Here is a 26,297-nt window from a genome sequence, read left to right on the forward strand (position 1 = left end):
TGGTAGCCGGTGCTACCAGAAGTGCGCACGGGGAGGAGAGACATGAGCGAGCGCACCACGATCGGCAGCGCCGAATCGCTACACGAATCCGCGACCCGCCTGACCGGGCTGAGCGACTTCGGAACCGACGACTACCGGGAGGCCCTCGACGTCCTGCTCGAGTCGTATGCGCGCGACGAACGGCTCACCCCGCTCGGCAGCAAGATGTCGCGGGTGTTCCTGCGCGGCGCGCTCGTCGCACGCCTGTTGTCGGAGGCCGCGTGGAAGCAACACCCCGAGCACGCGGACGTCGCGATCACCCGGCCCGTCTTCGTCACCGGGCTGCCCCGCACCGGCACCACCGCACTGCACCGCCTCCTCACCGCCGACCCTGCCCACCAGGGACTCGAGATGTGGCTGACGGAGATGCCGCAGCCCCGGCCACCCCGCGACACCTGGGCCGGCAACCCGGTGTTCGCGGGCATCGAGGCCGGATTCGCACAGCACCACGTGGAACACCCCGAGTTCATGGGGGTGCACTACATGTCGGCCGGCGAGGTCGAGGAGTGCTGGCAGTTGCTCCGCCAATCGTTCCTGTCGGTGTCCTACGAGTGCCTCGCGCACCTGCCCACGTACTCCGGCTGGCTCGACACCCGCGACTGGACCGGCGCGTACACCCGGCACAAACGCAACCTCCAGCTCATCGGGCTGCCCGATGCCGACAAACGCTGGGTGCTCAAGAACCCCAGCCACCTGTTCGCGCTCGACGAACTGCTGACCGTCTACCCCGACGCGCTGGTCGTCGTCACCCACCGCGATCCCCGCACCGTCGTGCCGTCGGTGTGCAGCCTGGCGGCGCAGGCCACCGACGGCTGGTCGCGGACCTTCGTCGGCGACACCATCGGCCGGAGTCAACTGGACCTGTGGGCCCGCGGTTTCGACCGTTTCACACAGGCACGCGCGAAGCACGACCCGGCACAGTTCGTCGATGTCGACTACCGCGATTTCGTCGCCGACCCGATCGGCACGGTCGGGTCCCTGTACGACCGGCTGGGCGCACCGTTGACCGCGGAGGCCGAGTCGGCGATGGCCGCATTGCAGGAGGACAGCCGCAGCGGACGGCGCCGACCCGAGCACCGCTACAGCCTCGAGGAGTTCGGGTTGCGGGCCGAGGAGGTCGACGAACGGTTCGCCGGTTACGCCTATCGGTGAACGACCTCCGGCACCGGAGCACACCGGTCCCGGCCGACCCCGGTGAGGACGTCGAGCAGCGGGAGCAGCGCAGCCGCGATCCGGTCGCCGGTCTCGACGAACGCCCGCTCCGACAGGCCCACCGGATCCGGGATCGGCGGTGTGCCGGCGCCCCCCGACGGCGCACGGTAGGCGTCGAGCCGCGCGATCGTGTCGGCGCCGGTGACCGTCACGATGCGGTGGGCCTCGGTCAGGGTGAACGCCTTGACCGCGGTACCCGCCGCGAGTGCGGCGGCACGGTCGCGTTGTTCCTCCGTCATCGTGAGCACCAGGTCGGCGCGACCGACGATGTCGGCGGTCAACCGCCGCGCCCGGAATCCGTCGCTGCACGCGCCGAGCCCGTCGATGACGGCGGCCGCGCGGGGTTCGACCGGGTACCCGACGAGCGCACGGGTGCCGGCGCTCTCGGCAGTGAGTTCTCCGAGTCCGTGTTCCGTCGCGTACGCGACGGTGAGCCGTTCGGCGACCACCGATCGGCACACGTTGCCGGTGCAGACGAAAAGAATGTGCACGCGTGCACTGTAATCGGTGACGAATCGCGTCTTCCGGCGCCGAAAACCCGTCACCCCACGTGAACTCGCAGTTCACCGGGTCGTTGTTCCGGGTTCACCCCGACCGCGGTCAGCGGGTTAGCATCACCTTCCACATGGAGGCGGCGACAACGCCCACGAACCGGAGGTCTGCACCGAATGTCACGTCGAAGACGAATCGGCGCGTTGTGCGCCGCCGTGGTCGCCGCGTGCGCTCTCGCATCGTGCAGCAGCGGCTCGGAACCGGACCCTTCCGGTCGGGATTCCGCGGCGGCCACGACACGCACGGTGGCGACACCCATGGGTGAGGTGACGATCCCCGAAGATCCGGAACGCGTCGTCGTGCTCAACTACGCCCTCGCCGGCTACCTCTACCATCTCGACGTGCCCGTCGTCGGTGTCACCCCCGAGGACGCCGACGGAACGGGCACGTTCTCCGAGTTCTGGGTGGACGACGCGGAGGCGGCCGGCACCGAGTTCCTGCCGTGGTCCGTCGACGGCTTCGACGTCGAGGCCATCGCCGCGACGGACCCGGATCTGATCGTCGCCGGCGGCGTCGGCTTCCCGTACCTGCAGGCGGCCGAGGCATACGATGCGCTGTCGACGATCGCTCCGACGGTACTGGTCGACAAGCAGTTCCAGACGTGGCAGGAGCAGTTCGGGTTCCTCGCGAACGACGTGTTCGACGAGCCCGACGTCCTCGCGCAGCTGACGAAGGAGTACGAGGAGCGTCGAGCAGAGGTGATCGCGGCGATCACCCCGCCGCCCAGCCCGGTCTCGTACGTCACCATCACCACGGATGGCACCCCCTACGTGCTGATCGAGGACATGGGTCTGCCCGCCGACCTCGCCGAGTTCGGTTTCGAGCCGGCACCGGTGTTCGCCGGGAGCGGTGCCGAACCGTACACGACCGGCGGCGACATGTTCGAGGTGTCGCTCGAGACCATCGGCCGGGTCGTCACGACTCCGACGGTGTTCGTCACCGGCTTCAACGGCCCCGGCCCCACCGTCGCGGAACTGCGGGAGATCCCGGTGTACGCGAATCTTCCGGCGTTCGCGGGCGGACACGCCTACGACATGCCGTACTGGGCGATCCGCGCCGACTACGACGAAGCCCTCGCGTTCCTCGACCACCTCGAGGAGCAGTTCGCCTGATGCGTGTGCGGGCATGGGATGATCGACCCATGCCCGCACCACTTCCGCTCGACCCCATCGCAGAAGCCCACCGCCAGTGGACCGCCCACGGATGGGGCGACGTCGCCGACGGTATGGCGGCGGTGACCTCGGTGATGCGGGCCCAGCAGATCATGATCGCGCGGGTCGAGGAGGTCCTCAAACCGTTCGGTCTGACGTTCGCCCGATACGAACTGCTCACCCTGCTGCATTTCACCCGGTCCGGTGCTCTGCCCATGGCGAAGGCCAGTGCGCGGCTGCAGGTGCATCCGACGAGCGTCACCAACGCCGTCGACCGGCTCGAGGCAGCCGGGTTGGTGCGTCGGATGCCGCATCCCAGCGACCGGCGCGCCACACTGATCGAGTTGACCGACGACGGCCGCACCCTGGCCGTCGAGGCCACCGAGAAGCTCAACGCGGAGGTGTTCGCCCGACCCGGCATCCGCGACGAGGACCTCGACGCACTGCTGCGCATCCTGTCCGGGATGCGTCACGATGCAGGAGATTTCGACACCGGTGGCGAGCCCACCCGGTGGCCGGGCTCCTGACCTTCCCTCGACGGTCCGGGTTCGCCGGACGCGCGCACGCACCGGGAGACACGAACTGTGCCCGCCCCCCGGGATCACCGGGGGCGGGCACAGTTGCAGACACGCACTCAGGCGTGCTCGAACCCGGGCGCGCGCTTCTCGACGAACGCGGCCATTCCTTCCTTCTGGTCGGCCGTCGCGAACGTCGAATGGAACACTCGCCGCTCGAACTTCACGCCCTCGGCGAGGGTGGTCTCGAACGCGCGGTTCACCGATTCCTTCGCCATCATCGCGACGGGCAACGACATCGACGCGATGGTCGTGGCAGCGTCGAGCGCGACGTCGAACAGGTCGGCGGCAGGCACGATCCGCGACACCAGGCCCGCCCGCTCGGCTTCCTCGGCGTCCATGTTGCGTCCGGTGAGGATCATGTCCATCGCCTTGGCCTTGCCCACGGCACGCGTGAGTCGCTGCGAGCCGCCGATTCCGGGGATCACCCCCAGTTTGATCTCGGGTTGCCCGAATCTGGCGGTGTCGGACGCGATGATGAAATCGCACAGCATCGCGAGTTCGCATCCGCCACCGAGTGCGTAACCGGACACCGCCGCGACGATCGGGGTGCGTACCGACGACAGCCGATCCCATTGGGAGAACAGGTCTTCCGCGTAGACCTCGGCGAACGTCTTCGGAGCCATCTCCTTGATGTCCGCGCCGGCCGCGAACGCCTTCTCCGATCCGGTGAGCAGGATCGCTCCGATCGCGGTGTCGGCGTCGAATTCCTCGACCGCCGCGACGACTTCCTGCATCAACCGACTGTTGAGGGCGTTGAGCGCCTTCGGCCGGTTCAGGGTGATGATGCCCACCCGATCCTTGCGGTCGACCAGGATCGTCTCGAATTCACTCACTTGCTGTCCTTCTCGGTGGATCGGGTACGGATGTCGTTGATGATCGCGGAGAAGTCGAGTCCTCCGCCCCCGGCCTCGTTGAACCGGTGGTACAGCTCCGCGGCACGCAGCCCGAGTTCGGCGTCGACACCGTTCCCGCGTACCGCGTTCGAGGCGAGCCCGAGGTCCTTGTCCATGAGCGCGACCGCGAATCCCGGCTGGTAGTCGTTGTTCGCCGGTGTCGTGGGCACCGGGCCGGGCACCGGGCAGTTGCTGGTCAGCGCCCAGCACTGCCCCGATGCGTTGGAGGCGACATCGAACAGCGCCTGATTGGTCAGCCCGAGCTTCTCGCCGAGCACGAACGCCTCACTGATCGCGATCATCGAGACACCGAGGATCATGTTGTTGCAGATCTTCGCCGCCTGACCGTTGCCGGAACCGCCGCAGTGCACGACCTTGCGTCCCATGACCTCGAGCAGCGGCGTCGCCGACGCGAAATCGTCGTCGGATCCGCCGACCATGAACGCGAGGGTTCCGGCGGTCGCCCCAGCCACCCCACCGGACACGGGTGCGTCGATCGCCCGGTGCCCGGCGGCGTGTGCCCGGTCGGCGGCCTCGCGCGCGTCGGCGACGTCGATGGTGGAACTGTCGACGAAGAGCGTGTTCTGCTTCGCGACGGGCAGGATCTCGTCGTAGAGGTCGAGGACGAGCCTGCCGTTGGGCAGCATCGTGACGACGACGTCGGCATCGCCCACGGCGTCGACGGCGGACGCGACGACGGTCACGCCGTCCCGGCGTCCCTGTTCCTGGGCGGCGGGCACGGGATCGTAACCGGTCACCGAGTAGCCGGCCTTCACCAGGTTCGCGGCCATGGGGCCGCCCATGTGGCCGAGACCGAGGAACGCAACGCCGGGCAGAGTACTCATCACACGTCTCCTTCGGGTGCGGCGAGCCCCAACTCGAGGTCGCCGAGTGGCTGGAAGTAGGCGTCGACATCGGCGGGGGTGACGTCGACGAGCGTGGGCGGGTTCCACGCCGGGGTGCGATCCTTGTCGATCACCTGCGCGCGGATGCCCTCGACGAGATCATGGGAGGCGAGGGACGCCACGGACACACGGAACTCCTCGTTCAACACCTCCTCGAGGGTGTCGAGTTGCCGGGCGTGGCGCAGCGAACGCAGCGTGACCTTCACCGCGACCGGCGATTTGGCGGCGATCGTGTCGGCGGCCACGTGGGCCTCGTCGATGTCCGTCCCTCGCAGCGCCGCCACGATCTCCTCGACGGTGTCGGCGGCGTATGCGACGTCGATCCAGTGCTGCTGCGCGAGCAGCGGCGATTCGGGTGCGGGCCGCGAGTACTCGGCGATCGCGTCGTCCACCGTGCCCGCGCCGAGCGCGGCGACGAACTTGTCGAGCAGTTCGGACGGCACGAAGTGGTCGGCGAAGCCCAGTGCGATCGCGTCGCCGCCGGTCATCCGGCCCGCGGTGAGGGCGACGTGCGTGCCGAGTTCGCCGGGGGCCCGCGACAGCAGGTGGGTGCCTCCGACGTCGGGCACGAATCCGATCCCGACCTCCGGCATCGCGAGCGACGAGCGTTCGGTGACGACGCGGACGCTGCCGTGCGCCGAGATCCCGATGCCGCCGCCCATGACGATGCCGTCCATGATCGCGACGTACGGCTTCGGGTAGCGGCCGATCGCAGCGTTGAGGACGTACTCGTCGCGCCAGAAGTCCCGCGATCCGGTGCCGCCGGTCTTCGCGTCGTGGTGGATGGAGACGATGTCGCCGCCCGCGCACAATCCGCGTTCGCCCGCCCCGGTGACCAGGACGGCTCGGATCGCGTCGTCGGTGGACCATTCGAGCAGCGCTTCGGCCATGGCCTGCACCATGGTGTGGTTGAGGGCGTTGATCGCCCTGGGCCGGTTCAGGGTGATCCGGCCCAGGCCGTCGTTCGCCTCGATGAGGATCTCGGGTTCGGCCCCGGTCATGCTGCTCCTGTCTGCGCGTCGGCCACCACGCTGCGCGCGACGACCACCCGCATGATCTCGTTGGTTCCCTCGAGGATCTGGTGCACACGAAGGTCGCGCACGATCTTCTCGATCCCGTACTCCGCAAGGTAGCCGTAACCACCGTGCAACTGCAGCGCTTCGTTGGCGGCAGAGAACCCGGCGTCGGTGGCGAACCGCTTGGCCATCGCGCAGAGTTCGACGACGTCGTCGGCGTGACGGTCGAGGGCGTCGGCGGCCCGCCACAGCAGGGTGCGGGCCGCTTCGAGTTCGGTGCGCATGTCCGCGAGCCGGAACTGCAGCGCCGGGGAGTCGAGGAGGCGCTCGCCGAACGCCTTGCGTTCGGCGAGATAGGTGACGGTGCGGTCGAGTGCGGTCTGACCGCCGCCGACCGAGCACGCCGCGATGTTCAAGCGCCCGCCGTTGAGTCCGTGCATCGCGATCCTGAACCCGCCGCCCTCCCCGCCGAGCATGTTCTCGGCGGGAACGCGGGCGTCCTCGAAGATCACCTGGCGGGTGGGTTGCGCGTTCCACCCCATCTTCGTCTCGTTGGCGCCGAAGGACAGTCCGGGGGTGTCCTTCGGGACGATGAACGCGGAGATGCCGCGCGCGCCGGCATCACCGGTGCGGGCCATCACGACGTACACGTCGGATGTGCCGGCCCCCGAGATGAACTGTTTGACGCCGTTGAGCACGAACGTGTCGCCGTCGCGGACCGCCCGGGTGCCGAGCGCCGCCGCGTCGGAGCCGGCACCGGGCTCGGTGAGGCAGTAGCTGCCGAGGTGCTCCATCGAGCACAGTCGCGGCAACCACCGTCGTCGCTGTTCGTCGTCGCCGTACTCGTCGATCATCCACGCGACCATGTTGTGGATGGAGATGTAGGCGGCGATCGACGGGCAGCCCTTGGCGAGTTCCTCGAAGATCCGGACGGAATCGAGCCGGCGCAGGCCCGATCCGCCGACGTCCTCGCGGACGTAGATGCCGCCCATGCCGAGTGCTGCGGCCTTGCGCAGCACGTCGACCGGGAAGTGCTTCTCCCGGTCCCAGTCGACCGCGTTCGGGGCCAGGTACTCGGTGGCGAAGTCGCGGGCGGTCTCGCGGATCGCCCGATCGTCGTCGGTGAGAGTGAACATGGTGGTCCTGTCTCGGTGTGCCGTGTCCAGGCCGCTCAGTCCATGGTCGGGATGACGAAATGGTCGGTGTCGCCGACGTGGGCGCCCTCGAGATCGCCTTCCTTGACGCCGGACGGCCACCGCTGGGTGATGGTCTTGGTCTTGGTGTAGAAGCGGAAGGCGTCGGGGCCGTGCTGGTTGAGGTCGCCGAAGCCGGACGCCTTCCAGCCGCCGAAGGTGTAGTAGGCGATCGGCACCGGGATCGGGACGTTCACGCCGACCATGCCGACCTCGACGCGGCGGACGAAGTCGCGGGCGGTGTCGCCGTCGCGGGTGAAGATCGCGACACCGTTGCCGTACTCGTGGTCGGTGGGCAGGCGCAGGGCGTGCTCGTAGTCGTCGGCGCGCACCACGGTGAGGACGGGCCCGAAGATCTCCTCGCGGTAGATCGACATGTCGGTGGTGACCTTGTCGAAGAGGGTGGGGCCGGTGAAGAAGCCGTTCTCGTGGCCGTCGAGGACGAATCCTCGGCCGTCGACGACCAGGTCGGCGCCTTCCTCGACACCGGCGGCGATGTAGCCGTGGACGCGGTCGCGGGCGGCGGCCGTCACGAGCGGACCGAAGTCGGCCTTCTCGTCGGTGCCCGGTCCGACGCGCAGGTCGGCGATGCGTTCGGTGAGTTTGGCGACGAGCCGGTCGGCGGTGTCCCGGCCGACGGGCACGGCGACGGACAGCGCCATGCAGCGTTCACCGGCGGCACCGAAGGCGGCACCGACGAGGGCGTCGACGGCCTGGTCGAGGTCGGCGTCGGGCATGATGATCGCGTGGTTCTTGGCGCCGCCGAAGCACTGGGCGCGCTTGCCGTTCTTCGCGGCGGTCTCGTAGATGTACTGGGCGATCGGGGTGGAGCCGACGAACCCGACGGCCTTGACGCGCGGGTCCTCGAGCAGCACGTCGACCGATTCCTTGTCGCCGTTGACGACGTTGAACACGCCTGCGGGGAGACCGGCCTCGAGGAACAGCTCGGCCAGGCGCAGCGGCACCGACGGGTCGCGTTCGGAGGGTTTGAGGACGAAGGCGTTGCCGCTGGCCAGGGCCGGTCCGGCCTTCCACAGCGGGATCATCGCGGGGAAGTTGAAAGGGGTGATCCCGGCGACGACACCGAGCGGCTGCCGCATCGAGTAGACGTCGATGCCGGTGCCGGCGGAGTCGGTGAACTCGCCCTTGAGCAGGTGCGGGGCACCGAGGCAGACCTCGATGACCTCGAGTCCGCGCTGGACGTCGCCACGTGCGTCGGGGATGGTCTTGCCGTGTTCGCTCGACAGCAGCGCGGCGAGTTCGTCGATGTTGTCCTGCGCGAGCTGGACGAACCGCATGAGCACCCGGACGCGTTTCTGCGGGTTCCACGAGGCCCACACCTTCTGCGCTTCCTCGGCGTTCGCGATGGCCGCTTCGACCTCGGCCCGGGTGGCGAGCGGGACGCGCGCCTGGACTTCGCCGGTGCTGGGTTCGAAGACGTCGGCGAATCGTCCGGACGTCCCGGCGACGTGTGTGCCTCCGATGAAGTGGGTCAGTTCACGAATGCTCATGTTCGCGAGTTCCTTCGTTGATCGACGGTGGTCGGATTCGGGACGGTCGTGGACGCCCCGAATCTGTGCCCATCCTATAGTTGGAAGTCCATGTATGTCTACCGTCACATGCCCGGCGGGCGGAGCACGTGGTCTCAGCGCATGCGCCGGTACAGGTCCTCGAGATCGGCGATACCCCGGATGACCACGGCCTCGTCGGTACCTCCGGCCCGCAACGCGCGGCGCAGCAACGACGGGTCCAGGTCTTCGAGGGCCGGACGGAACCGCTCGACGGGCAACTCCGGAAGCTCGGCGTCGTCGCCGTAGAAGTCCGAGTCGTCGCCCGACGGCTCGTCCATACCCCCGACGAGTGTGCCGAGGTCCACGCCGCGCAGGGTCAGCACCGTCAACGGCTTCTCGTCGACGTACTCGGCGAGCAGATACGCGACGGCCGCGGCGTGCTTGCACGGCCACCCCGAATCCGGGCAGGTGCAGTCGAAATCGAGTTCACCCGCGCCGCGCGGCAGCAACAGCGGCCCGAGTTCCTCCGGCAGCACCCCGCCCGCGAGCCGCGCGAGCATCCCCGGCGACCCGCGCACCGCGTCGATCAACTCGGCGACCGCGACGTCCGTCAGCACCCGCACCCGCACCGTCGCGGTGAACGGACGCAACTGGCTGCCCTGCACGTCACCGACCGCGGCACCGGGCTCGACGCGCATCGACACGACCTGCCCCGATCGCGCGTACGTGCGCCCCCGGGAGAGCCGAGCCTTGTCGGCGACCTCCTCCATGGCGGAGATCAGTTCCTTCGACCACCAGCTGCGGCCGATCGCGCCCCGCTTCGTCCGCACCTCGATGCCGCCGGCCACCGGGCGCGGGTCGCTGGTGTACCGCCGGAACTCGCTGCGACGTGCCATCGCTAGTCACCCACCGCGTCGTCGCCGAGCAGCAGCAACGAATGCAACTGTTCGGTGGACAGTTCCGTGATCCAGTTCTCCCCCACCCCGACCGCGAGATCGGCGAGTTCCTGCTTGCCGGTGAGCATCTCGTCGATCCGCTCCTCCACCGTCCCGACACACACCAACTTGCGGACCTGCACGTCGCGACGCTGCCCGATGCGGAAGGCACGGTCCGTGGCCTGGTTCTCCACCGCCGGATTCCACCAGCGGTCCAGGTGGACGACATGGTTGGCGGCAGTCAGATTCAACCCCGTTCCACCGGCCTTGAGGGACAACAGCATGATCGGCGGGCCCGCACCGTCCTGCTGGAACTGTTCGACCATCCCGTCGCGGCGCCCCTTCGGGACGCCGCCGTGCAGGAACGGCACCGCGGTGGCGAAACGCTCCTCGAAGTACGGCGCGATCAGGTCGCCGAACTCACGGAACTGCGTGAACAGCAACACCTTCTCTCCGTCACCGAGAACGGACTCGACGATGTCCTCGACCAGTCCGAGTTTGCCGGAGCGGTGCCGTCCGCGCCGCAGCACCGGCGACCCGTCCCGCAGATAGTGGGCGGGATGATTGCACACCTGCTTGAGATGCGTCAGCGCCGCGAGCACCGCCCCCTTGCGCGCCATGCCCTCCTTGTCGCGGATCGTGCGCATCATCTCGTCGACCACAGCCCGGTACAGCGCCGCCTGCTCGGCCGTGAGGTTGGCGCGCACGGTCTGTTCGAACTTGTCCGGAAGATCCGAGATGACGTCCGGGTCGGTCTTGACGCGCCGCAACACGAACGGTGCGGTCAACGCCCGCAGTCGTGCCGCCGCGACCGCGTCGTGGTCGCGTTCGATGGGCACCGCGAATCTGGCCCGGAACGACGGCGCCCCACCCAGGAGCCGGGGGTTCGCGAAGTCCAGAATCGAACGCAACTCCTCGAGCCGGTTCTCGACCGGCGTGCCCGTCAGCGCGATGCGGTGCGGTGCCGGAACGGCGCGCGTCGCCCGGGACTGCGCGGTGTTCGCGTTCTTGACGTGCTGCGCCTCGTCGAGGACCACACGATGCCACCGCAGCGCCGCCAGTTCGGCGACGTCCCGCGCGACGATCGTGTAGGTGGTGATCACGAGGTCGCCGGCGGCGACCGCGGCGGCCAGGGCCTCGCCGCGCAACCGCTGCGTCCCGTGGTGCACGTACACGCGCAGATCCGGGGTGAACCGAGCCGATTCGCGCTGCCAGTTGCCGACCACCGACATCGGGCACACCAGGAGCGTCGGCGCCGAACCGTCCCGCGGTCCCGTCTCGCGTTCGTGCGCGAGCAACGCCAGGACCTGCACGGTCTTGCCCAGCCCCATGTCGTCGGCGAGCACCGCACCGAGCCCCAGTCGGGTCATGAAGCCGAGCCAGTCCAGCCCCCGCTGCTGATAGGGGCGCAGTTCGGCGTGCAATCCGGCCGGAGGAGGCACCGGTTGCGGCGCGGTATGCCCGTCGAGCAGGGTGGACACCCACCCCGTCGCGGAGACGTCGGTGACCTCGACGGGCGGCGGATCGTCGCCGGTGAACTGCGCGAACAGCGAGCCGAGGGTGGCGTCACGCTCCGAGTGCGCGGTGACGTACCGGGCCGCGCGCGCGAGCGCCTCCGCGTCGGCCCGCACCCACTTGCCGCGCAGCTTGACCAGGTCGCTGTTCGCCGCGACCAGGTCCTCCATCTCACCGTGCGTCAACAGCATGTCGCCGACGGCGAGCTGCCATTCGTAGGACACGATCGCGCTCATCCCCACCGCGGAGTCGTCGCCGGCCACCGGCGCAACCGGCGACCCCACCTGCAGACGCAACGACGGGTCGACGGTGGCCCATGCCCGGGGCAACAGCAACGGAACGTCAGCCGCCGCGAGCGCACGGGCACCGTGTTCGACGAGGTCCACGACGACGGCCGTCGGCAGCAGCAGGTCGAGGGTCGCGGGGTCCCGCGGCACGTCCTGCAGTCGCGGATACGCAGCCAGCGCGACGCCGAGTTTGCGGATCCCGATCTGCAACAGGTACGGGTCGGCGGATTCCACGGGCACCGGGGTCGGGGCCTGCCCCTCCGACCGCAGGCACACCTCGAGCCGCCACAGGGTCGCGGCACCGGTCGCGTCGTCGCCGTCGTCGGGGTCGTCCGGTTCGAGCAGGCGCAGCACGAGGTCCGGTTCGTAGCCGGTCAGGCTCGCCCGCCACTCCTCGAGCGCGTCGGCCGTGCGCTGCGAACCGCGCGGGTGGGGCTCCCCGGCGGCCAGTGCCGCCACCAACGGGTGCAGCGACGTCGACGGACCGTGCAGGGCACGCACGACGGGGTCGGTGAGTTCGGTGCACAGGTCGTCGAGCAGTTCGGTGGGCCGGCCGAGTTGCCGCTGCACCGGCGGCATCGCCGCCGCGAGTTCCGCCGTCCACGCGCGGGTCTTCTCGCCACCGAGCAACCGCCACCGCGCCCACCACTGCTTCTCGACCCGCACCAGATCGGGGGCGACGCGACCGGCCTGCGCCCAGCGTTCGATGCCGCGCGCCACGTGCGCGAGGTAGCGGAGATCGCCCGCCACACCGGGGGCACGCCTCGGCAGGTCGAGCAGGAGGTCGGCGGCGTCGCACGGTGCGAGTGCCACGGCGGGCACCGTGCGGGGCGCGGCGTCGCCGGGCAACGTGAGCTCGACGCGGTGCCGGAACGGGCGGTCGATCCACCTCCGCACCGCGGACGGCGGATCCGGGTCGGTGGTGTCGCCGTCGCGCCACAACAGCAGGCCCGATCGCGGTGACCAGAGCCCGTGCAACATCCCTCCATGGTGCCAGCCGGTACCGACCGCCGTGGTGGCAGGCTGGGACGTATGGCACTCGCGTACGGATTCACCGAATACGGCGGCCCCGACACCCAGCAGTTCTTCGAGGTCGACATTCCCCGGCCCGGTCCGGGACAGCTCGTCGTCGCGGTCCGCGCCGCCGGCGTCAACCCCGCCGACTGGAAAGTGCGGATCGGCAGCCGCAAGGACACGGTTCCCGTGACGCTGCCCGCTGTGCTCGGCCGCGAGGTTTCCGGGGTGGTCACGGCGGTCGGTGACGATCCCGCGGGCGCGCACGGCTTCCGGGTCGGCGACGCCGTCTTCGGGGCCACGGCCGCCGGGTTCGGCGCCTACGCCGAATACACCGTGGTCAACGCGTCGGGCACCGCGCTCAAACCGGCGCCGGTGTCGTTCGAGGCCGCCGCCACGCTGCCCGTCGCCTGCGGCACCGCCCTCGACATCGTCGAGCAGCTCGCGATCGTCGACGCCGACACCGTCCTGGTCGTGGGAGCGGGAGGCGGCGTGGGATCCGCCGTGACCCAGCTCGCACGCGCCGCGGGCGCCGCGGTACTCGGGGTCGCGAGCACCACCAAACGCGGCCTGGTCGAGCGCAACGGCGGGATCTGGATCGAATCCGGCGACGGGTTCACCGCGCGGGTCACCGCGGCGACCGAACGCACCGCACCGGTCACCGCGATCGTCGATCTCGTCGGTGGCCCGGCGTTCGACGCGGCCGTGCGGGTCGGTCCGGCCGTCGACTCCGAGGGTGGGCGGCGAGTGATCGGCATCGCCGATCCGGCACGTGCGACCGCCGCGGGCGGGTCGGGGGTTCGGCGACGACGCACCACCGAGGTGTTCACGCGGCTCGCGGATCTCGTCGCCCGCGGCGTGCTGGACCCGAACGTGCAGGCCACGTTCCCGCTCTCCGACGCGGGTTCGGCGCTGGCGCGCGTCGAAGGCGGTCACGCCGGCGGGAAGGTCGTCGTCACCGTCGACTGACGTGGTGCCCCGGACCGCAGGCTTCCGAACCGGTCCGCGGGGGCGGCACGAGGGGCACACTGGTCGTCGAAACAACGAGTCCGTCGTGGGAGTCGCCATGTCCGTTCTGATCCAGGTCCTCGAACAGACACCCACTGCCCACACCCGTTGGGAGCACGTGAAGTTCGCGTTCGTGGACTGGGAGTACGTCACGACTCTGCGGCTCGACGGCCAGTGCGGTGTCTGGCTCGACGGCACGAAGCACGGCGAATCCCACCGGTTGGCGTCCACGGCCACTCCCGGCGAGGCGATCTTCTTCCTGCTCACCGTCTTCGATCGGGTCGCGCAGTGCCGACGGTCGGGTGGCTCGTGGATCGTCGGGCACGACGGCCGCTCCGTCGACTCGATCCGCGCCACACGGTTTCCCGTCCGCAGCGACGACGGCACCGCCTGACCGACACCGCGCGGCGTCGGCGGCGCGCCGAACTCCGATCCCGCATGCACCTGACAACCGGCGGTGCGGCTGCGACGATGATCCGGTGCGGGGGGCATACGTCAAGGGGTGGGTGGCGGTGATCGTCGTGGTGATCGCGGTGTCGTGGTGGTGGACCCTGCCGTCGTCGGGTACCGGCACCGCGCCCGGTTCGCCGTCGCGCAGCCAGGTCGAGGATCTGCTCGGACGTGTCGACGTGGTTGCGGCGCGCCCGCATCCGGGTGGGTACGACCGCGACTGCGGGGCTGCACGGGGATGCGTGTTCGGTCCGGCGTGGTCCGACGATCACCCGGGCCCCGAGGGTCGAGACGGGTGCGACACCCGCAACGACGTGCTGGCGGCGACCCTGCGCGAGGTGGTGTTCCGCCCGGGGACCGGCAACTGCATCGTCGTCTCCGGTGTGCTCGACGACCCGTACACGGGTGCCCGCGTGCCGTTCCGCCGTGCCGACGCGCAGGCCGTGCACATCGACCACATCTTCCCGCTCGCGGCGGCATGGGACCACGGGGCGTTCGCGTGGACCCCGGCGTTGCGGCGGCAGTTCGCGAACGATGTCGTCCACAACCTCCTTGCGGTCGACGGCCCCACGAACATGGACAAGAGCGATCACACGCCCGCGGAGTGGCTTCCCCCTGCTGCCGGGCGGCGATGCTGGTACGCGGGCAGGTATCTGACGGTGGCCGTGCGCTACGCCCTCACGATCAGCGTCGACGACCACCGTGCGCTGGCCGCCGTGGCGACGACCTGCCCGCAGTGACGAATCGCGGTCCGGGCGCTCCCGATTCGTGCCCCGAACCCGAAGAGCGCATGCGCTCTCCAAATTTGCGAACGCCATTTCCTGGCGCGCGCGGACTACCGTGGACGAATGGTTTCGCGCATCACCAAGGACACCCGATTGTGCATCTCACTGTCGGGCCGCCCCAGCAACATCGGAACCCGATTCCACAATCACCTCTACGAGGAACTCGGTCTCGACTACATCTACAAGGCGTTCCGCCCCACGGACATCGAGGATGCCGTCGCCGGGATCCGCGGACTGGGCATCCGTGGTGCGGGCGTGTCGATGCCGTTCAAGGAAGCGGTGCTGCCCCTGGTCGACGTGCTGCACGATTCCGCGCGGGCCATCGAATCGGTCAACACCATCGTCAACGACGACGGGATCCTGCACGCCTACAACACGGACTACCAGGCCGTTGTGGATCTGCTCGCCGAACATGCCGTGGACCCGGCGCTTCCCGTGACGGTCGCGGGCAGCGGGGGCATGGCCAAGGCCGTCACCGCGGCGTTGCGGCACAGCGGATTCACCTCCGGCACCGTCGTGGCACGCAACGAGGCCACCGGCCGCGCACTGGCCCAGAAATACGGCTACACCTGGCGCGCCGAGGCCACCGATCCCGCACCGGGCCTGCTCGTGAACACCACCCCGCTCGGAATGGCGGGCGGCGGAGCGGATTCCGAAGCGATGCCGTTTCCCGCCGACGTCGTACAGTCGGCGTCCGCGGTGTTCGATGTGGTTGCCGTACCACCCGATACACCGCTCGTGCGCACCGCGCGGCAGAGCGGAATCACGACGATCACCGGCGACGAGGTGATCGCACTACAGGCCGCGTTGCAGTTCGAGTTGTACACGGGCGTGCGCGCGACACCCGAGCAGGTGCGGCGCGCCTCCGCGTACTCGCGGGCCTGATCCACCCGCCGCACCGCCGCAGGCGTCCGGTATGCCCGGTTTCTGTGTCGGTTCGGCATTCAGGTCGCCGTTGGTCTGAATTGCAGTGCCCGTCGCACTATCGTCGAGGTGTGAGCAACCGCCAGCCGACGAGACGCACCGCACCTCCGGACCCGGAGCGATTCCCGGTGCTGTGGCCGATGGCGACCCGCTGGGACGACAACGACCACGACGGCCACGTCGATACCGTCACGTACTACTCGTACTTCGACAACGCGGTCAACGGGTGGCTCCGCGCCAACACCGGCGTCGACATCCGCGAGCTCGACGCGATCGGTGTCGTCGCCGAATCGTCGTGCCGATTCCTGGAGGAACTGTCGTTCCCGGACCGGCTCCGCATCGGTCTCGCCGTCGAACGCCTGGGCCGCCGGTCGGTCACCTACACCCTCGGCGTGTACCGGGAGGGTACGGGCGACGACCTGCATCCCGTCGCGACGGGCCGGCTCGTACACGTCTACGTGGACGTCAACACCCGTCGCCCCGTCCCCGTGCCGGAACAGATCCGCAAGACCGTCAACCAACTGGTCGTTCGCCGCTCCTGACCCCACCCGCTCCCGCCCGGGGCGGGGACACCGACGCCGGCGACACCGGGGCACGGTACGACGCGAATCGATTGCGGATTCCCCCACCTCGTGGATGATGTGAGATACAACACCACAACTGCCCGGGGGTGCCCACAAGGACGATCCGGGCCCGCACCTACGAGGTGATCCGATGGTTGCATCGACCTATCCGGTCCAACTCGTCCAGCCCGACGGCCGCCGCGTGCACAATCCCGAGTACAGCGCACTCGTCGCCGACGTCGACGCCGGGTACCTGCGCGATCTCTACCGCGATCTGGTGATCGTCCGGCGCATCGACACCGAGGCCACCGCGCTGCAGCGGCAAGGTGAGATCGGCCTGTGGGCACCCCTGATCGGGCAGGAGGCCGCGCAGGTCGGGTCCGCCCGGGCACTGCACCGCGACGACTACGTGTTCACCAGTTACCGCGAGCACGGTGTCGCCTGGTGTCGAGGTGTCGATCCCGCCGACATGACCGCCCTGTGGCGCGGCTGCCGCCATTCCGGCTGGGATCCCGCGACCGTCGGCATCACGAACCCGGCGATCGTGGTGGGCTCGCAGGGGCTGCACGCCACCGGGTACGCGATGGGCGCCAAACTCGACGGCGCCGACATCGCGACAGTCGCGTACTTCGGCGACGGCGCCACCAGCCAGGGCGACATCTCCGAAGCCCTCGGCTTCTCCGTCAGCTGGGGTGTCGGGGTCGTGTTCTTCTGCCAGAACAACCACTGGGCGATCAGCGTCCCCACCCACGTGCAGAGCCCGGTGCCGCTCGCGCAACGCGCCGCGGGATTCGGGATGCCTGCCGTGCAGGTCGACGGCAACGACGTCCTCGCGGTTCTCGCCGTGACGCGGCAGGCCGTCCGCCACGCCCGCGACGGCGCCGGCCCGTTCTTCGTCGAGGCCCTCACCTACCGGATGGGTCCGCACACCACATCGGACGATCCCACCCGCTACCGCACCGCCGCCGACCTCGACGAATGGCGTGTCCGCGATCCCCTCGACCGGCTCCGCCGACTCCTCGGACGAGAGGACCTCGTCGACGACGACTTCCTCACCGACGTGCAGGCGGCGGCGGACGACGTCGCCGCGCGACTGCGGCGCGCGACGCTCGACCTCCCCGACCCCGACCCCCTGACCCTGTTCGATCACGTCTACGGATCCGACCATCGGTTGCTGACCGAGGAACGCGACAGCTACGCCGGCTACCTCGCCGGCTTCACCACCGAGGAGGCCGCGCGATGACCACCACCACGATGACGCTCGCCGCCGCTCTCAACGCCGGTCTGCGCCGGGCACTCGAACACGACCGGAAGGTCGTCGTCATGGGTGAGGACGTCGGCCGGTTGGGCGGTGTCTTCCGCATCACCGACACCCTGCAGAAGGACTTCGGTGACGGACGGGTCATCGACACCCCGCTCGCCGAGTCGGGGATCGTCGGCACCGCGTTCGGGATGGCGCTGCGCGGCTACCGCCCGGTGTGCGAGATCCAGTTCGACGGTTTCGTGTATCCGGCGTTCGACCAGATCGTCTCGCAGGTCGCGAAGATCCGGTACCGCACGAGCGGTGCCGTGCAGGCTCCCCTGACCATCCGGATCCCCTACGGTGGCGGAATCGGCGCCGTCGAGCACCATTCCGAATCACCCGAGGTGTACTTCACGCACACCGCGGGGCTGCGGGTGGTCAGTCCGTCGACCCCGGCCGACGCGTTCGCGATGATCCAGCAGGCCGTCGCGCTCGACGACCCCGTGGTGTTCCTCGAACCGAAACACCGCTACTGGGATCGCGGCGAGGTCGACGTCGACGCCGAACCCGATCTGCCGCTGGATCGCGCCCGCGTGGTACGCCCGGGCACCGACGCGACGATCGTCACGTTCGGTGCGCTCGTCCCGACGGCGTTGCTCGCCGCCGACATCGCCGCGGAGGAAGGGCATTCGCTCGAGGTGATCGATCTGCGGTCGCTCTCACCCCTGGATTTCGACACCGTGGAGGAATCCACCCGACGCACCGGCCACCTGATCGTCGCGCAGGAGGCACCCGTCTTCTGCGGTCTCGGCGCGGAGATCGCAGCGCGCATCACCGAACGCTGCTTCTACCAATTGGAGGCCCCGGTGCTACGCGTCGGCGGATTCGACATCCCCTATCCCCCTGCCAAACTCGAATCCCATCACCTGCCCGATCCGGATCGCCTCCTCGACGCCGTCGATCGCAGTCTCGCAGCCTGAACGACGCCCGAGGGGCGGGAAGGAGAGCGCACGTGACAGACAGCGTCGAGGAGTTCCGGCTGCCCGACCTCGGTGAGGGCCTCACGGACGCGGAGGTGTTGTCGTGGTCGGTGGCCGTCGGCGACCGGGTCGAACTCAACCAGGTGATCGGTGAGGTCGAGACGGCCAAGGCCGCGGTGGAACTGCCGTCCCCGTTCGCGGGATCGGTCGTCGAACTGCTCGCCTCCCCCGGCGACACCGTGCCGGTGGGGGCACCGCTGCTGCGTATCCGGGTGGAGGCGTCCACCGACGGACCGGACCCCGACGAACCGGACTCCGACGAACCTGACTCCGACGGCACCGTCGCCGAACGGCCACCGCAGGTACTCGTCGGCTACGGCCCGGGTGCGCCGCCGGTGAGCCGACGCGGTCGACGCCGCGACGTCGCGCGACCGGACGCCCCAGCCTCCCCGCCCGCACGCGCGGACGCCAAACCGGCGGCGCGGCGCGAGGCCGCCGCACGCGGCCTCGATCTCGCCGCGATCACCGGTACCGGTCCGGGGGGTGTGGTCACCCGCGGTGACGTGCTCGCGCACGCCGCGGTTGCACCCGATGCCGGCGCGGACGAGGTCCGCACCCCGATCCGCGGGGTGCGGAAGCGCACCGCGGATGCGGTGACCCGCAGCGCGTTCACCGCTCCGCACGCCACCGTCTTCCTGACGTGCGACGCCACCGCGACGGTCGACCTCGTCGGGAGACTGCGGGAGAGCCCCGCGTTCGCCGGTCGGCACGCCACCCCCCTGACGATCGTCGCTGCCGCGCTGCTGCACGCGGTCGACGAGCAGCCCGCGCTGAACTCGTCGTGGGACGACGACGCACAGGAGATCGTCACCCACACGACGGTGCATCTGGGTATCGCGACCGCCACCGACGACGGGTTGAAGGTGCCCGTCGTCCGCGACGCGCAGGAGCTGTCGTTGCCCGACCTGGCGGGTTCGATCGCGGCGTCGGCCGAGCGTGCCCGCACCGGCGTCGCAGCGCCCGCCGAACTGGTCGGTTCGACGATCTCGATCACGAACGTCGGGGTGTTCGGCGTAGACGCGGGCACACCGATCCTCAATCCGGGTGAGGCCGCGATCCTGGCGGTGGGTGCGATCGACGACCGGCCGTGGGTGGTGGACGGGGAACTCACCGTTCGGAAGGTCGTGACGCTGTCGCTGTCGTTCGACCATCGGCTGGTCGACGGGGAACGGGCCGGCCGTGCACTCGCGTCGCTCGCGTCGACGCTCACCGATCCGGTGCCCGTGTTGTTGTCCGGCACCTGACACGGCCCCGGAACACGACGCACCACCGCGAACGCGGCCGTGTCGCGCGGTAGCGTCGTGCCGCGTGATCGATACCGCCCTCCGCCGGGCCCGCGCCGCTGTGTTCACGGTCTTCGCCGTCAACGGGTTCCTGTTCGCCACGTGGGTGGTGCACATTCCGGTCGTGCAGGAACGCGTCGGCGTGGGGCACGGTGCACTGGGCACCCTGCTGCTCGCGCTCGCGGTCGGCGCGCTGTGCGGGATGCAGGCGACCGGCCCGCTCGCCGACCGATTCGGCAGCGATCGCACGACGCCGGTGTTCGGGGTGCTGCTCGCCGTCGCCGTCGTGGGGCCCGGTCTCGCCACCGCACCGTGGCAACTCGCGGTGGCGCTGGCGCTGTTCGGGTTCTTCAACGGGGGGCTGGACGTGTCGATGAACTCGCAGGCGGTCGTCGTCGAACAGCGGTATCGCCGGCCGATCATGGCGGCCTTCCACGGCCTGTTCTCGTTGGGTGGCATCGTCGGTTCGCTGGTGGGTGCAGCCACCCTGGCTGCGGGTGTCTCCGCCCCGGTGACGCTCGCAGCGGCGGCGACGGTCGGGGTGGTGGCGATCGTCGTGTCGGCGCGGCATCTGGTTCGGGTCGCGCCGACTGCGCACGACACCGCGCCGGGACGATTCCTCGACGGCTATTCGCCGCGGGTGCTGCTGCTCGGCGGTATCGCGTTCGCGTTGATGCTGTGCGAGGGCGTCGCGAACGACTGGAGCACGCTGCAGGTCAAGGAGCATCTGGGTGTCGCGGATTCGGTGGCGGCCCTGGCGTTCGGAGCCTTCTCGGCGACGATGACGTTCGGCCGGTTCGTCGCCGACCGGATCAGCGCCCGGATCGGCGGGGTCGCGGTGGTGCGGTACGGCGCCGTCGCCGCCGCCGCAGGAATGACCCTGGTGATGGCGTCGCCGTGGCTTCCGCTGACCTTGGCGGGGTGGGCGTTGTTCGGGTTGGGGCTCTCCGGTGCCGTCCCTCAGTTGTTCACCGCCGCCGGCAACATCACCACCGGCTCTCCGGGCACGAACATGTCGCGGGTCGTCGGTCTCGGCTATCTGGGGTTCCTCGCCGGTCCCTCGTCGATCGGCTGGGTGTCGGAGTCGACGTCGCTGACCGCGGCGATGGCGATACCGCTGGGATGTGTGCTGCTCGCGGCCGCGCTCGCTCCAGCCCTCGAACAGACCGTCGAGAGGACCCTCGAATAGAAATGTGGATCCGAGCCCGTGAACCGGGCTCGGATCCACACCGTCTGCGGCGGGTCTAGAGGGCCTTGAGCTCCTCGGTGACCTCGGAGACCATCTTCTTCGCGTCACCGAACAGCATCGACGTCTGATCCAACGTGAACAGCGGGTTCTCGATGCCGGCGTAACCGGAGCTCATCGACCGCTTCATCACGATCACCGACTTCGACTGGTCGACGTTGAGGATCGGCATGCCGTAGATCGGGCTCGACGAATCCAGGCGCGCAGCCGGGTTCGTGACGTCGTTGGCACCGATGACGATGGTGACATCCGTGCGACCGAACTCGCCGTTGATGTCGTCCATCTCCTTCATCGTGTCGTATTCGACGTCGGCCTCGGCGAGAAGGACGTTCATGTGGCCGGGCATACGACCGGCGACCGGGTGGATCGCGTACTTGACCTCGACACCGCGGTCTTCGAGCAGCGCCGCCATCTCCTTGACCGCGTGCTGTGCCTGCGCGACCGCCAGGCCGTAGCCGGGCACCACGATGACCTGGTTCGCGTACGCCATCTGGATCGCGGCATCGGAGGCGGAGGTCGCCTTGACGGTGCCACCACCGGGTCCGGCCACGGCGCCGCCGTCGTCGCCGCCACCGAACGCACCGAACACGATCGCCGGGATCGAACGGTTCATGGCCTTGGCCATCAGGTTGGTCAGGATCGTGCCCGAGGCACCGACGATCATGCCGGCGACGATCATCGCCTGGTTGTTGAGCGCCAGACCGGCCGCCGCAGCGGACAGACCCGTCAACGCGTTGAGCAGCGAGATCACCACGGGCATGTCGGCGCCACCGATCGGCAGCACCACGAACAGACCCATCAGGCCGGCGACGACCAGCAGCACACCGATCCACCACGAGGCGAGCGGCTCACCGTCGGCGTTGATGCCGATGTACACGGCGATCCCGATCGCGGCGAGCACCAGCACGATGTTGGCCAGCTGGAACAGCTTCGCGGCCGACACCAGCTTCTTCTCGAGGTTCTTGTTGAGCAGTTCCTGCAGCTTGGCGAACGCCACCAGCGAACCCCAGAAGGAGATCGAACCGATGATCGCGGCGAACAGCGAACCGACGATCATGGTGACGGTCGGGATCTCGTCGAGCTGGGTGAAGCTCGTCGACTCGAGGTACTCGGCCCACGCGATCAACGCGACGGTGCCACCACCGACACCGTTGAACAGGGCGACCAGCTGCGGCATCGCCGTCATCTTGGTCTTCAGTGCCGGCGGCACACCCAGGATCACACCGACGGCAAGACCGCCGATGATCAGTCCCCAGTGCGAGGTGTCACGGATGTCGATGAGCACCGCGACGACGGCGATGAACATACCGACCGCGGCGATGTAGTTGCCGCGCACGGCGGTCTTCGGCCCGGTCAGACCCGACAGGCCGTAGATGAACATCGCGAACGCGATGATGTACAGGACTGAGACGAGGTAACTCATCAGGCGTCAGCCCCCTTCTTCTCAGTCGCCTTCTTGGGCTTGAACATCGCCAGCATCCGGTCGGTGACGACGAACCCGCCGATCACGTTCAGGGTGCCGAACACCAACGCGACGAACAGGATGATCTTGATTCCCCAGTGCGCGTCGGCGGGCAGATGCCCGAGGACGACCAGCGCACCGAGCACGACGATGCCGTGGATGGCGTTGGTACCGGACATCAGCGGCGTGTGCAGCGTGTTCGGCACCTTGGAGATCACGGCGAACCCGACGAACCCGGCCAGGACCAGGATCGCGATGTTCGCGAGCAGTTCGGTGTACATCTAGTCGTTCTCCTTCGACCGGGTCACGCAGGCACCCGCCAGGATCTCGTCGCTGAAATCCGGTGCGAGCGAACCGCTGTCGTCGAGCAGGAGCTCGATCAGTGCGGACACGTTCTTCGAGTAGAGCTCGGACGCGTGCTCCGGCATCGTCGCCGGCAGGTTCAGCGGCGAGCAGATCGTCACATCGTGCTTGACGACGGTCTGTCCCGGCTCGGTCAGCTCGCAGTTGCCGCCGGTCTCACCGGCGAGGTCCACGATCACCGATCCGGGCTTCATGCCCTCGACGGCAGCGGCCGTCACCAGGCGCGGCGCGGGACGGCCGGGCACCAGCGCGGTCGTGATGACCACGTCGAAGCCCTTGATCGCATCCTCGAGCGCCTGCTGCTGCTGGGCGCGCTCGGCCTCGGTGAGCTCGCGGGCGTACCCGCCCTCACCGGCCGCGTCGATCCCCAGATCCAGCCACTGCGCACCGACCGAGCGCACCTGATCGGCGACCTCGGGCCGCACGTCGTATCCGGTGGTGCGGCCACCGAGCCGCTTCGCCGTGGCCAGCGCCTGCAGTCCCGCGACACCCACACCGAGCACCAGCACCGTCGCCGGCTTCACGGTGCCCGCCGCGGTGGTCAGCATCGGGAAGAAACGCGTCGACTCGGACGCGGCGACCAGCACGGCCTTGTATCCCGACACGTTCGCCTGCGACGAGAGCGCGTCCATGACCTGTGCTCGCGAGATACGCGGAATGGCCTCGACGGCGTACGCCTCCACACCCGCGGCGGTCAGCGCACCGATCTGATTCTCGGCGTTGCGCGGCGCGAGGAAGCCGATCAGCCGCTGCCCGGCCTTCAGCCGTGCCACCTCGGCGTCGGTCGGCGGCGCGACCTTGACGACGATGTCCGCGGTCCACGCGTCACCGATCGTCGCACCGGCCTCCTTGTACGCCCCGTCCGGGATCAGTGCGTCCTGCCCGGCCCCGGATTCGACGATGACGTCGAGTCCCTTGCCGACCATCGACGGCACGATCTTCGGCACCAGCGCGACCCGCCGTTCGCCGTCGTTCGTCTCACGAACGACGCCGACGGTCGGACGGCGGTGCCCAGTGCTCCCCGTGTTCGATCCTTCGGTACTCAAATTCCCTTGGCTCCTGCATCGAATGAAAGTTGCCGCGCGCGGCGCCGCGATCAGCGGCGAGATGTCATCGTGCCGATCGGCCATGTCACGGCCGATGCACGTCATGTTTGTACAGCCTTAGGAGACCTACCTGCAGAAACGCTCCGCCGCAAGTCGCCCGATCCGTCTGAATCGAGTCCGAACAGTAAGATGATTACAGGAATGTGAGGCACCTCACTTCACATCCCCCCTCGCGGGGGGTGTGAAGTTTTCATGCGGAGGAGGCATCATGGCGGGTCGCGCAGTGACGATCGAACGGGTCTACGACCATCCCGGGAAAGAAGACGCAGTCCGAGTGCTCGTGGACAGGCTGTGGCCCCGGGGGCTACGCAAGGACGCGTTCCACTACGACGACTGGGCGAAGGATCTCGCGCCGTCGACGGACCTGCGGAAGTGGTACTCGCACGACACCGCGCTGTTCTCCGAGTTCCGGCAGCGATACCTCACCGAACTCGAATCCCCCGACGGTCGCGCCGCCGTGGCCCGGCTCGACGACCTCGCCGACGGACGTCCCCTCGTCCTGCTCACCGCGACCCGCGACGTCACGCACAGCGGCGCCCAGGTACTCGCCGACCACCTGCGGGAGGTGTAGGACCCCCGTGATGGACACCGACGATCTCGGTGGCGATCCCGTCTGTTGGCTCGACCGGGTCTGCCCCGACTGCGGACTGTTCCTCGACGACCTGTCCGCCCCCTGCCCGCGCTGCGGACACCCAGCGGACGACGACGCCCCGCCACGGTGACGGCGGGGAGGCGTGCCGGGCGGGGATACAGTGGATCGATGGACCCCTGTGTGTTCTGCGCCATCGCGGCCGGCGCGGCGCCGTCCGCGCTGGTGTACCGGGATCCCCACGTCGTGGCGTTCCTCGACATCCACCCCGTCGCGCGCGGCCACACGTTGGTGGTGCCGCGCACACACGCCGACCGACTCGAGGATCTCGACCCGGATGCCGGTGCCGCCATGTTCCGGGTGGCGCAGCGCCTGGGCCGCGCGATCACCCGATCCGATCTGCGTGCCGACGGCTCCAACCTCGTCGTCAACGACGGCCGCGCGGCGTTCCAGACCGTTTTCCACGTCCACCTGCACGTGATCCCTCGCTGGGAGCGCGACAGGGTGCGTCTGGCCACGGGGTTGCTGCGTCGTCGGCTCCGCGACCCGGACACCGTCGCAGATGCGATCCGTACCGGTCTCGACCGGCTCACCACCGAGGAGAAATCATGAGCGCCGCCGACTTTCCCGTCGACACCATCCGTCCGCTGCTGCTCGAACAGTTCGCGGTGCTCGACGACGTTCTCGCCGGCGTCGACGGCGACCGGTGGTTCACTCCGACCGCACTGCCCGGGTGGACGGTCAAGGACGTCGTCGCCCACCTGATCGGCACCGAATCTCTGCTCGAGGGCATCGATGCACCGCACGTCGACGTCGACGTGCACACCCTCGGCCACGTCCGCAACGAGATCGGCGCATTCAACGAACTGTGGGTCGAGCATCTGCGTGGCACTCCGGGCGCCGCGGTCCTGACCCGGTTCCGCGACATCGTCGCACGCCGACGAACCACGCTCGGCGCCATGACTCAGGACGACTTCGATGCGCCCGCCGACACCCCCGTCGGACGCGCCACCTACGGCCGGTTCATGCGGATCCGTGTGTTCGACTGCTGGATGCACGAGCTGGACCTGCGCGACGCCCTGGGCGTCCCGACCGACGAGGGTGGACCACGCGCCGAACTCGCGACCGCGGAGATGTTCGGTGCCGTGCCGTTCGTCGTCGGCAAGCTCGGGAAGGCACCGGCCGGAGCACGGATCACCCTCACGTTGACGGGCCCGTTGGCCCGCACGATCCACCTCGAGGTGGACGGCCGCACCCGCGTCGTCGACGAACCGTCCGGGCCGGCGACCACGACGATCTCGATGGAGTCGGGTCTGTTCGTGCGTCTCGCCGGCGGCCGGGTCCGGGCCGTCGACCGGCTCGGCGACGTCACGTTCGGTGGCGACGAGACGGTGGGTCGCCGCATCGTCGAGCATCTCGCGTTCACGATCTGAG

General features: G+C 69.2%; 27 protein-coding genes. 16 read left to right on the forward strand and 11 right to left on the reverse strand.

What is annotated here, in order from left to right; genetic code table 11:
* Positions 1-42: 42 nt before the first annotated feature.
* A complete protein-coding gene (locus LDQ05_RS10755; protein WP_226436954.1) occupies positions 43-1,191 on the forward strand; it encodes a sulfotransferase family protein in 1,149 nt (382 codons plus the stop codon).
* On the opposite strand, the gene LDQ05_RS10760 is transcribed toward LDQ05_RS10755, so the two are convergent.
* The gene (locus LDQ05_RS10760) at positions 1,182-1,742 is read right to left on the reverse strand and encodes an arsenate reductase/protein-tyrosine-phosphatase family protein (protein WP_226436955.1); all 561 of its coding nucleotides are present in this window, start codon (positions 1,740-1,742) and stop codon (positions 1,182-1,184) included. The genes LDQ05_RS10755 and LDQ05_RS10760 overlap by 10 nt on opposite strands.
* Before the next feature lie 318 nt (positions 1,743-2,060).
* Here LDQ05_RS10760 and LDQ05_RS10765 point away from each other — a divergent pair, with 318 nt between their 5' ends.
* Together LDQ05_RS10765 and LDQ05_RS10770 are read left to right on the forward strand one after the other, a co-directional pair.
* Positions 2,061-2,915 carry an ABC transporter substrate-binding protein gene (locus tag LDQ05_RS10765; protein ID WP_226436956.1) on the forward strand — a complete coding sequence of 285 codons (855 nt, stop codon included), beginning with the start codon at positions 2,061-2,063 and terminating at the stop codon, positions 2,913-2,915.
* A gap of 29 nt (positions 2,916-2,944) precedes the next feature.
* A complete protein-coding gene (locus LDQ05_RS10770) occupies positions 2,945-3,481 on the forward strand; it encodes a MarR family winged helix-turn-helix transcriptional regulator (RefSeq protein ID WP_226436957.1) in 537 nt (178 codons plus the stop codon).
* Between the two features lie 107 nt (positions 3,482-3,588).
* On the opposite strand, the gene LDQ05_RS10775 is transcribed toward LDQ05_RS10770, so the two are convergent.
* The 7 genes from LDQ05_RS10775 to LDQ05_RS10805 all read right to left on the reverse strand — a co-directional run bounded on the left by LDQ05_RS10775 (position 3,589) and on the right by LDQ05_RS10805 (position 12,768).
* The gene (locus LDQ05_RS10775; RefSeq protein WP_226436958.1) at positions 3,589-4,365 is read right to left on the reverse strand and encodes an enoyl-CoA hydratase; all 777 of its coding nucleotides are present in this window, start codon (positions 4,363-4,365) and stop codon (positions 3,589-3,591) included.
* Positions 4,362-5,270 carry a 3-hydroxyisobutyrate dehydrogenase gene (gene mmsB / locus LDQ05_RS10780; RefSeq protein WP_226436959.1) on the reverse strand — a complete coding sequence of 303 codons (909 nt, stop codon included), beginning with the start codon at positions 5,268-5,270 and terminating at the stop codon, positions 4,362-4,364. The genes LDQ05_RS10775 and mmsB overlap by 4 nt, the downstream gene beginning before the upstream one ends.
* Positions 5,270-6,331: an enoyl-CoA hydratase/isomerase family protein gene (locus tag LDQ05_RS10785; RefSeq protein ID WP_226436960.1), complete on the reverse strand. Its 1,062-nt coding sequence runs from the start codon at positions 6,329-6,331 to the stop codon at positions 5,270-5,272. Before LDQ05_RS10785 ends, mmsB begins: the two co-directional genes overlap by 1 nt.
* Positions 6,328-7,482, reverse strand: coding sequence for an acyl-CoA dehydrogenase family protein (locus LDQ05_RS10790; protein WP_226436961.1), 1,155 nt, complete (start codon positions 7,480-7,482; stop codon positions 6,328-6,330). The genes LDQ05_RS10785 and LDQ05_RS10790 overlap by 4 nt, the downstream gene beginning before the upstream one ends.
* A gap of 35 nt (positions 7,483-7,517) precedes the next feature.
* The gene (locus tag LDQ05_RS10795) at positions 7,518-9,050 is read right to left on the reverse strand and encodes a CoA-acylating methylmalonate-semialdehyde dehydrogenase (RefSeq protein WP_226436962.1); all 1,533 of its coding nucleotides are present in this window, start codon (positions 9,048-9,050) and stop codon (positions 7,518-7,520) included.
* A gap of 134 nt (positions 9,051-9,184) precedes the next feature.
* Positions 9,185-9,946 carry an SWIM zinc finger family protein gene (locus LDQ05_RS10800; protein WP_226436963.1) on the reverse strand — a complete coding sequence of 254 codons (762 nt, stop codon included), beginning with the start codon at positions 9,944-9,946 and terminating at the stop codon, positions 9,185-9,187.
* A gap of 2 nt (positions 9,947-9,948) precedes the next feature.
* The gene (locus tag LDQ05_RS10805; protein WP_226436964.1) at positions 9,949-12,768 is read right to left on the reverse strand and encodes a DEAD/DEAH box helicase; all 2,820 of its coding nucleotides are present in this window, start codon (positions 12,766-12,768) and stop codon (positions 9,949-9,951) included.
* Between the two features lie 51 nt (positions 12,769-12,819).
* On the opposite strand from LDQ05_RS10805, the gene LDQ05_RS10810 reads away from it, so the two are divergent.
* The 9 genes from LDQ05_RS10810 to LDQ05_RS10850 all read left to right on the forward strand — a co-directional run bounded on the left by LDQ05_RS10810 (position 12,820) and on the right by LDQ05_RS10850 (position 21,286).
* Positions 12,820-13,770, forward strand: a complete 951-nt coding sequence (locus LDQ05_RS10810) for an NADP-dependent oxidoreductase (RefSeq protein WP_226436965.1) — start codon at positions 12,820-12,822, stop codon at positions 13,768-13,770.
* Between the two features lie 97 nt (positions 13,771-13,867).
* Positions 13,868-14,203: a hypothetical protein gene (locus LDQ05_RS10815; protein ID WP_226436966.1), complete on the forward strand. Its 336-nt coding sequence runs from the start codon at positions 13,868-13,870 to the stop codon at positions 14,201-14,203.
* 85 nt (positions 14,204-14,288) lie between these two features.
* Complete coding sequence (locus LDQ05_RS10820; RefSeq protein WP_372461077.1) at positions 14,289-14,999, forward strand: HNH endonuclease family protein; 711 nt, start codon at positions 14,289-14,291, stop codon at positions 14,997-14,999.
* Positions 15,000-15,107: 108 nt separating this feature from the next.
* Positions 15,108-15,929, forward strand: a complete 822-nt coding sequence (locus LDQ05_RS10825; RefSeq protein ID WP_226436967.1) for a shikimate 5-dehydrogenase — start codon at positions 15,108-15,110, stop codon at positions 15,927-15,929.
* A 110-nt stretch (positions 15,930-16,039) separates the two neighbouring features.
* The gene (locus tag LDQ05_RS10830) at positions 16,040-16,510 is read left to right on the forward strand and encodes an acyl-CoA thioesterase (RefSeq protein ID WP_226436968.1); all 471 of its coding nucleotides are present in this window, start codon (positions 16,040-16,042) and stop codon (positions 16,508-16,510) included.
* A 172-nt stretch (positions 16,511-16,682) separates the two neighbouring features.
* Positions 16,683-17,774 carry a pyruvate dehydrogenase (acetyl-transferring) E1 component subunit alpha gene (gene pdhA, locus LDQ05_RS10835; protein WP_226436969.1) on the forward strand — a complete coding sequence of 364 codons (1,092 nt, stop codon included), beginning with the start codon at positions 16,683-16,685 and terminating at the stop codon, positions 17,772-17,774.
* On the forward strand, positions 17,771-18,754 hold the full coding sequence (locus tag LDQ05_RS10840; protein WP_226436970.1) for an alpha-ketoacid dehydrogenase subunit beta: 984 nt from the start codon (positions 17,771-17,773) through the stop codon (positions 18,752-18,754). Before pdhA ends, LDQ05_RS10840 begins: the two co-directional genes overlap by 4 nt.
* A 32-nt stretch (positions 18,755-18,786) precedes the next feature.
* On the forward strand, positions 18,787-20,058 hold the full coding sequence (locus LDQ05_RS10845; protein WP_226436971.1) for a dihydrolipoamide acetyltransferase family protein: 1,272 nt from the start codon (positions 18,787-18,789) through the stop codon (positions 20,056-20,058).
* A 67-nt stretch (positions 20,059-20,125) separates the two neighbouring features.
* Positions 20,126-21,286: an MFS transporter gene (locus LDQ05_RS10850; protein ID WP_226436990.1), complete on the forward strand. Its 1,161-nt coding sequence runs from the start codon at positions 20,126-20,128 to the stop codon at positions 21,284-21,286.
* A gap of 55 nt (positions 21,287-21,341) precedes the next feature.
* Here the strand turns inward: LDQ05_RS10850 and LDQ05_RS10855 are convergent, their stop codons facing one another.
* The 3 genes from LDQ05_RS10855 to LDQ05_RS10865 are packed head-to-tail and all read right to left on the reverse strand — an operon-like array spanning position 21,342 to position 24,214.
* Complete coding sequence (locus LDQ05_RS10855; protein ID WP_226436972.1) at positions 21,342-22,766, reverse strand: NAD(P)(+) transhydrogenase (Re/Si-specific) subunit beta; 1,425 nt, start codon at positions 22,764-22,766, stop codon at positions 21,342-21,344.
* Positions 22,766-23,086, reverse strand: coding sequence for an NAD(P) transhydrogenase subunit alpha part 2 (locus LDQ05_RS10860; RefSeq protein ID WP_226436973.1), 321 nt, complete (start codon positions 23,084-23,086; stop codon positions 22,766-22,768). Before LDQ05_RS10860 ends, LDQ05_RS10855 begins: the two co-directional genes overlap by 1 nt.
* Complete coding sequence (locus LDQ05_RS10865) at positions 23,087-24,214, reverse strand: Re/Si-specific NAD(P)(+) transhydrogenase subunit alpha (RefSeq protein WP_226436974.1); 1,128 nt, start codon at positions 24,212-24,214, stop codon at positions 23,087-23,089. It lies immediately after the preceding gene.
* Positions 24,215-24,482: 268 nt separating this feature from the next.
* On the opposite strand from LDQ05_RS10865, the gene LDQ05_RS10870 reads away from it, so the two are divergent.
* The 4 genes from LDQ05_RS10870 to LDQ05_RS10885 are packed head-to-tail and all read left to right on the forward strand — an operon-like array spanning position 24,483 to position 26,296.
* Entirely contained in the window at positions 24,483-24,845 is a 363-nt protein-coding gene (locus LDQ05_RS10870; RefSeq protein WP_226436975.1) for a DUF488 domain-containing protein, read from the forward strand.
* Between the two features lie 7 nt (positions 24,846-24,852).
* Positions 24,853-24,996 (forward strand): hypothetical protein, encoded by a 144-nt coding sequence (locus LDQ05_RS10875; RefSeq protein ID WP_226436993.1) that lies wholly within the window; start codon positions 24,853-24,855, stop codon positions 24,994-24,996.
* Between the two features lie 38 nt (positions 24,997-25,034).
* Complete coding sequence (locus tag LDQ05_RS10880) at positions 25,035-25,475, forward strand: HIT family protein (RefSeq protein ID WP_226436976.1); 441 nt, start codon at positions 25,035-25,037, stop codon at positions 25,473-25,475.
* Positions 25,472-26,296: a maleylpyruvate isomerase family mycothiol-dependent enzyme gene (locus LDQ05_RS10885; RefSeq protein ID WP_226436977.1), complete on the forward strand. Its 825-nt coding sequence runs from the start codon at positions 25,472-25,474 to the stop codon at positions 26,294-26,296. The genes LDQ05_RS10880 and LDQ05_RS10885 overlap by 4 nt, the downstream gene beginning before the upstream one ends.
* Position 26,297 lies beyond the last annotated feature (1 nt).

Source organism: Rhodococcus yananensis, from assembly GCF_020515525.1.
GTDB lineage: Bacteria > Actinomycetota > Actinomycetes > Mycobacteriales > Mycobacteriaceae > Rhodococcus > Rhodococcus yananensis.

Bases quoted from the DNA above. Each gene is read 5' to 3' on its own strand.
- LDQ05_RS10815 (WP_226436966.1), top strand. From the start codon at position 13,868: ATGTCCGTTCTGATCCAGGTCCTCGAACAGACACCCACTGCCCACACC.
- LDQ05_RS10790 (WP_226436961.1), bottom strand. From the start codon at position 7,482: ATGTTCACTCTCACCGACGACGATCGGGCGATCCGCGAGACCGCCCGC.
- LDQ05_RS10880 (WP_226436976.1), top strand. From the start codon at position 25,035: ATGGACCCCTGTGTGTTCTGCGCCATCGCGGCCGGCGCGGCGCCGTCC.
- LDQ05_RS10870 (WP_226436975.1), top strand. From the start codon at position 24,483: ATGGCGGGTCGCGCAGTGACGATCGAACGGGTCTACGACCATCCCGGG.
- LDQ05_RS10755 (WP_226436954.1), top strand. From the start codon at position 43: ATGAGCGAGCGCACCACGATCGGCAGCGCCGAATCGCTACACGAATCC.
- LDQ05_RS10885 (WP_226436977.1), top strand. From the start codon at position 25,472: ATGAGCGCCGCCGACTTTCCCGTCGACACCATCCGTCCGCTGCTGCTC.
- LDQ05_RS10810 (WP_226436965.1), top strand. From the start codon at position 12,820: ATGGCACTCGCGTACGGATTCACCGAATACGGCGGCCCCGACACCCAG.
- LDQ05_RS10855 (WP_226436972.1), bottom strand. From the start codon at position 22,766: ATGAGTTACCTCGTCTCAGTCCTGTACATCATCGCGTTCGCGATGTTC.
- pdhA (WP_226436969.1), top strand. From the start codon at position 16,683: ATGGTTGCATCGACCTATCCGGTCCAACTCGTCCAGCCCGACGGCCGC.
- LDQ05_RS10840 (WP_226436970.1), top strand. From the start codon at position 17,771: ATGACCACCACCACGATGACGCTCGCCGCCGCTCTCAACGCCGGTCTG.
- LDQ05_RS10785 (WP_226436960.1), bottom strand. From the start codon at position 6,331: ATGACCGGGGCCGAACCCGAGATCCTCATCGAGGCGAACGACGGCCTG.
- LDQ05_RS10800 (WP_226436963.1), bottom strand. From the start codon at position 9,946: ATGGCACGTCGCAGCGAGTTCCGGCGGTACACCAGCGACCCGCGCCCG.
- LDQ05_RS10795 (WP_226436962.1), bottom strand. From the start codon at position 9,050: ATGAGCATTCGTGAACTGACCCACTTCATCGGAGGCACACACGTCGCC.
- LDQ05_RS10860 (WP_226436973.1), bottom strand. From the start codon at position 23,086: ATGTACACCGAACTGCTCGCGAACATCGCGATCCTGGTCCTGGCCGGG.
- mmsB (WP_226436959.1), bottom strand. From the start codon at position 5,270: ATGAGTACTCTGCCCGGCGTTGCGTTCCTCGGTCTCGGCCACATGGGC.
- LDQ05_RS10765 (WP_226436956.1), top strand. From the start codon at position 2,061: ATGGGTGAGGTGACGATCCCCGAAGATCCGGAACGCGTCGTCGTGCTC.
- LDQ05_RS10825 (WP_226436967.1), top strand. From the start codon at position 15,108: ATGGTTTCGCGCATCACCAAGGACACCCGATTGTGCATCTCACTGTCG.
- LDQ05_RS10770 (WP_226436957.1), top strand. From the start codon at position 2,945: ATGCCCGCACCACTTCCGCTCGACCCCATCGCAGAAGCCCACCGCCAG.
- LDQ05_RS10805 (WP_226436964.1), bottom strand. From the start codon at position 12,768: ATGTTGCACGGGCTCTGGTCACCGCGATCGGGCCTGCTGTTGTGGCGC.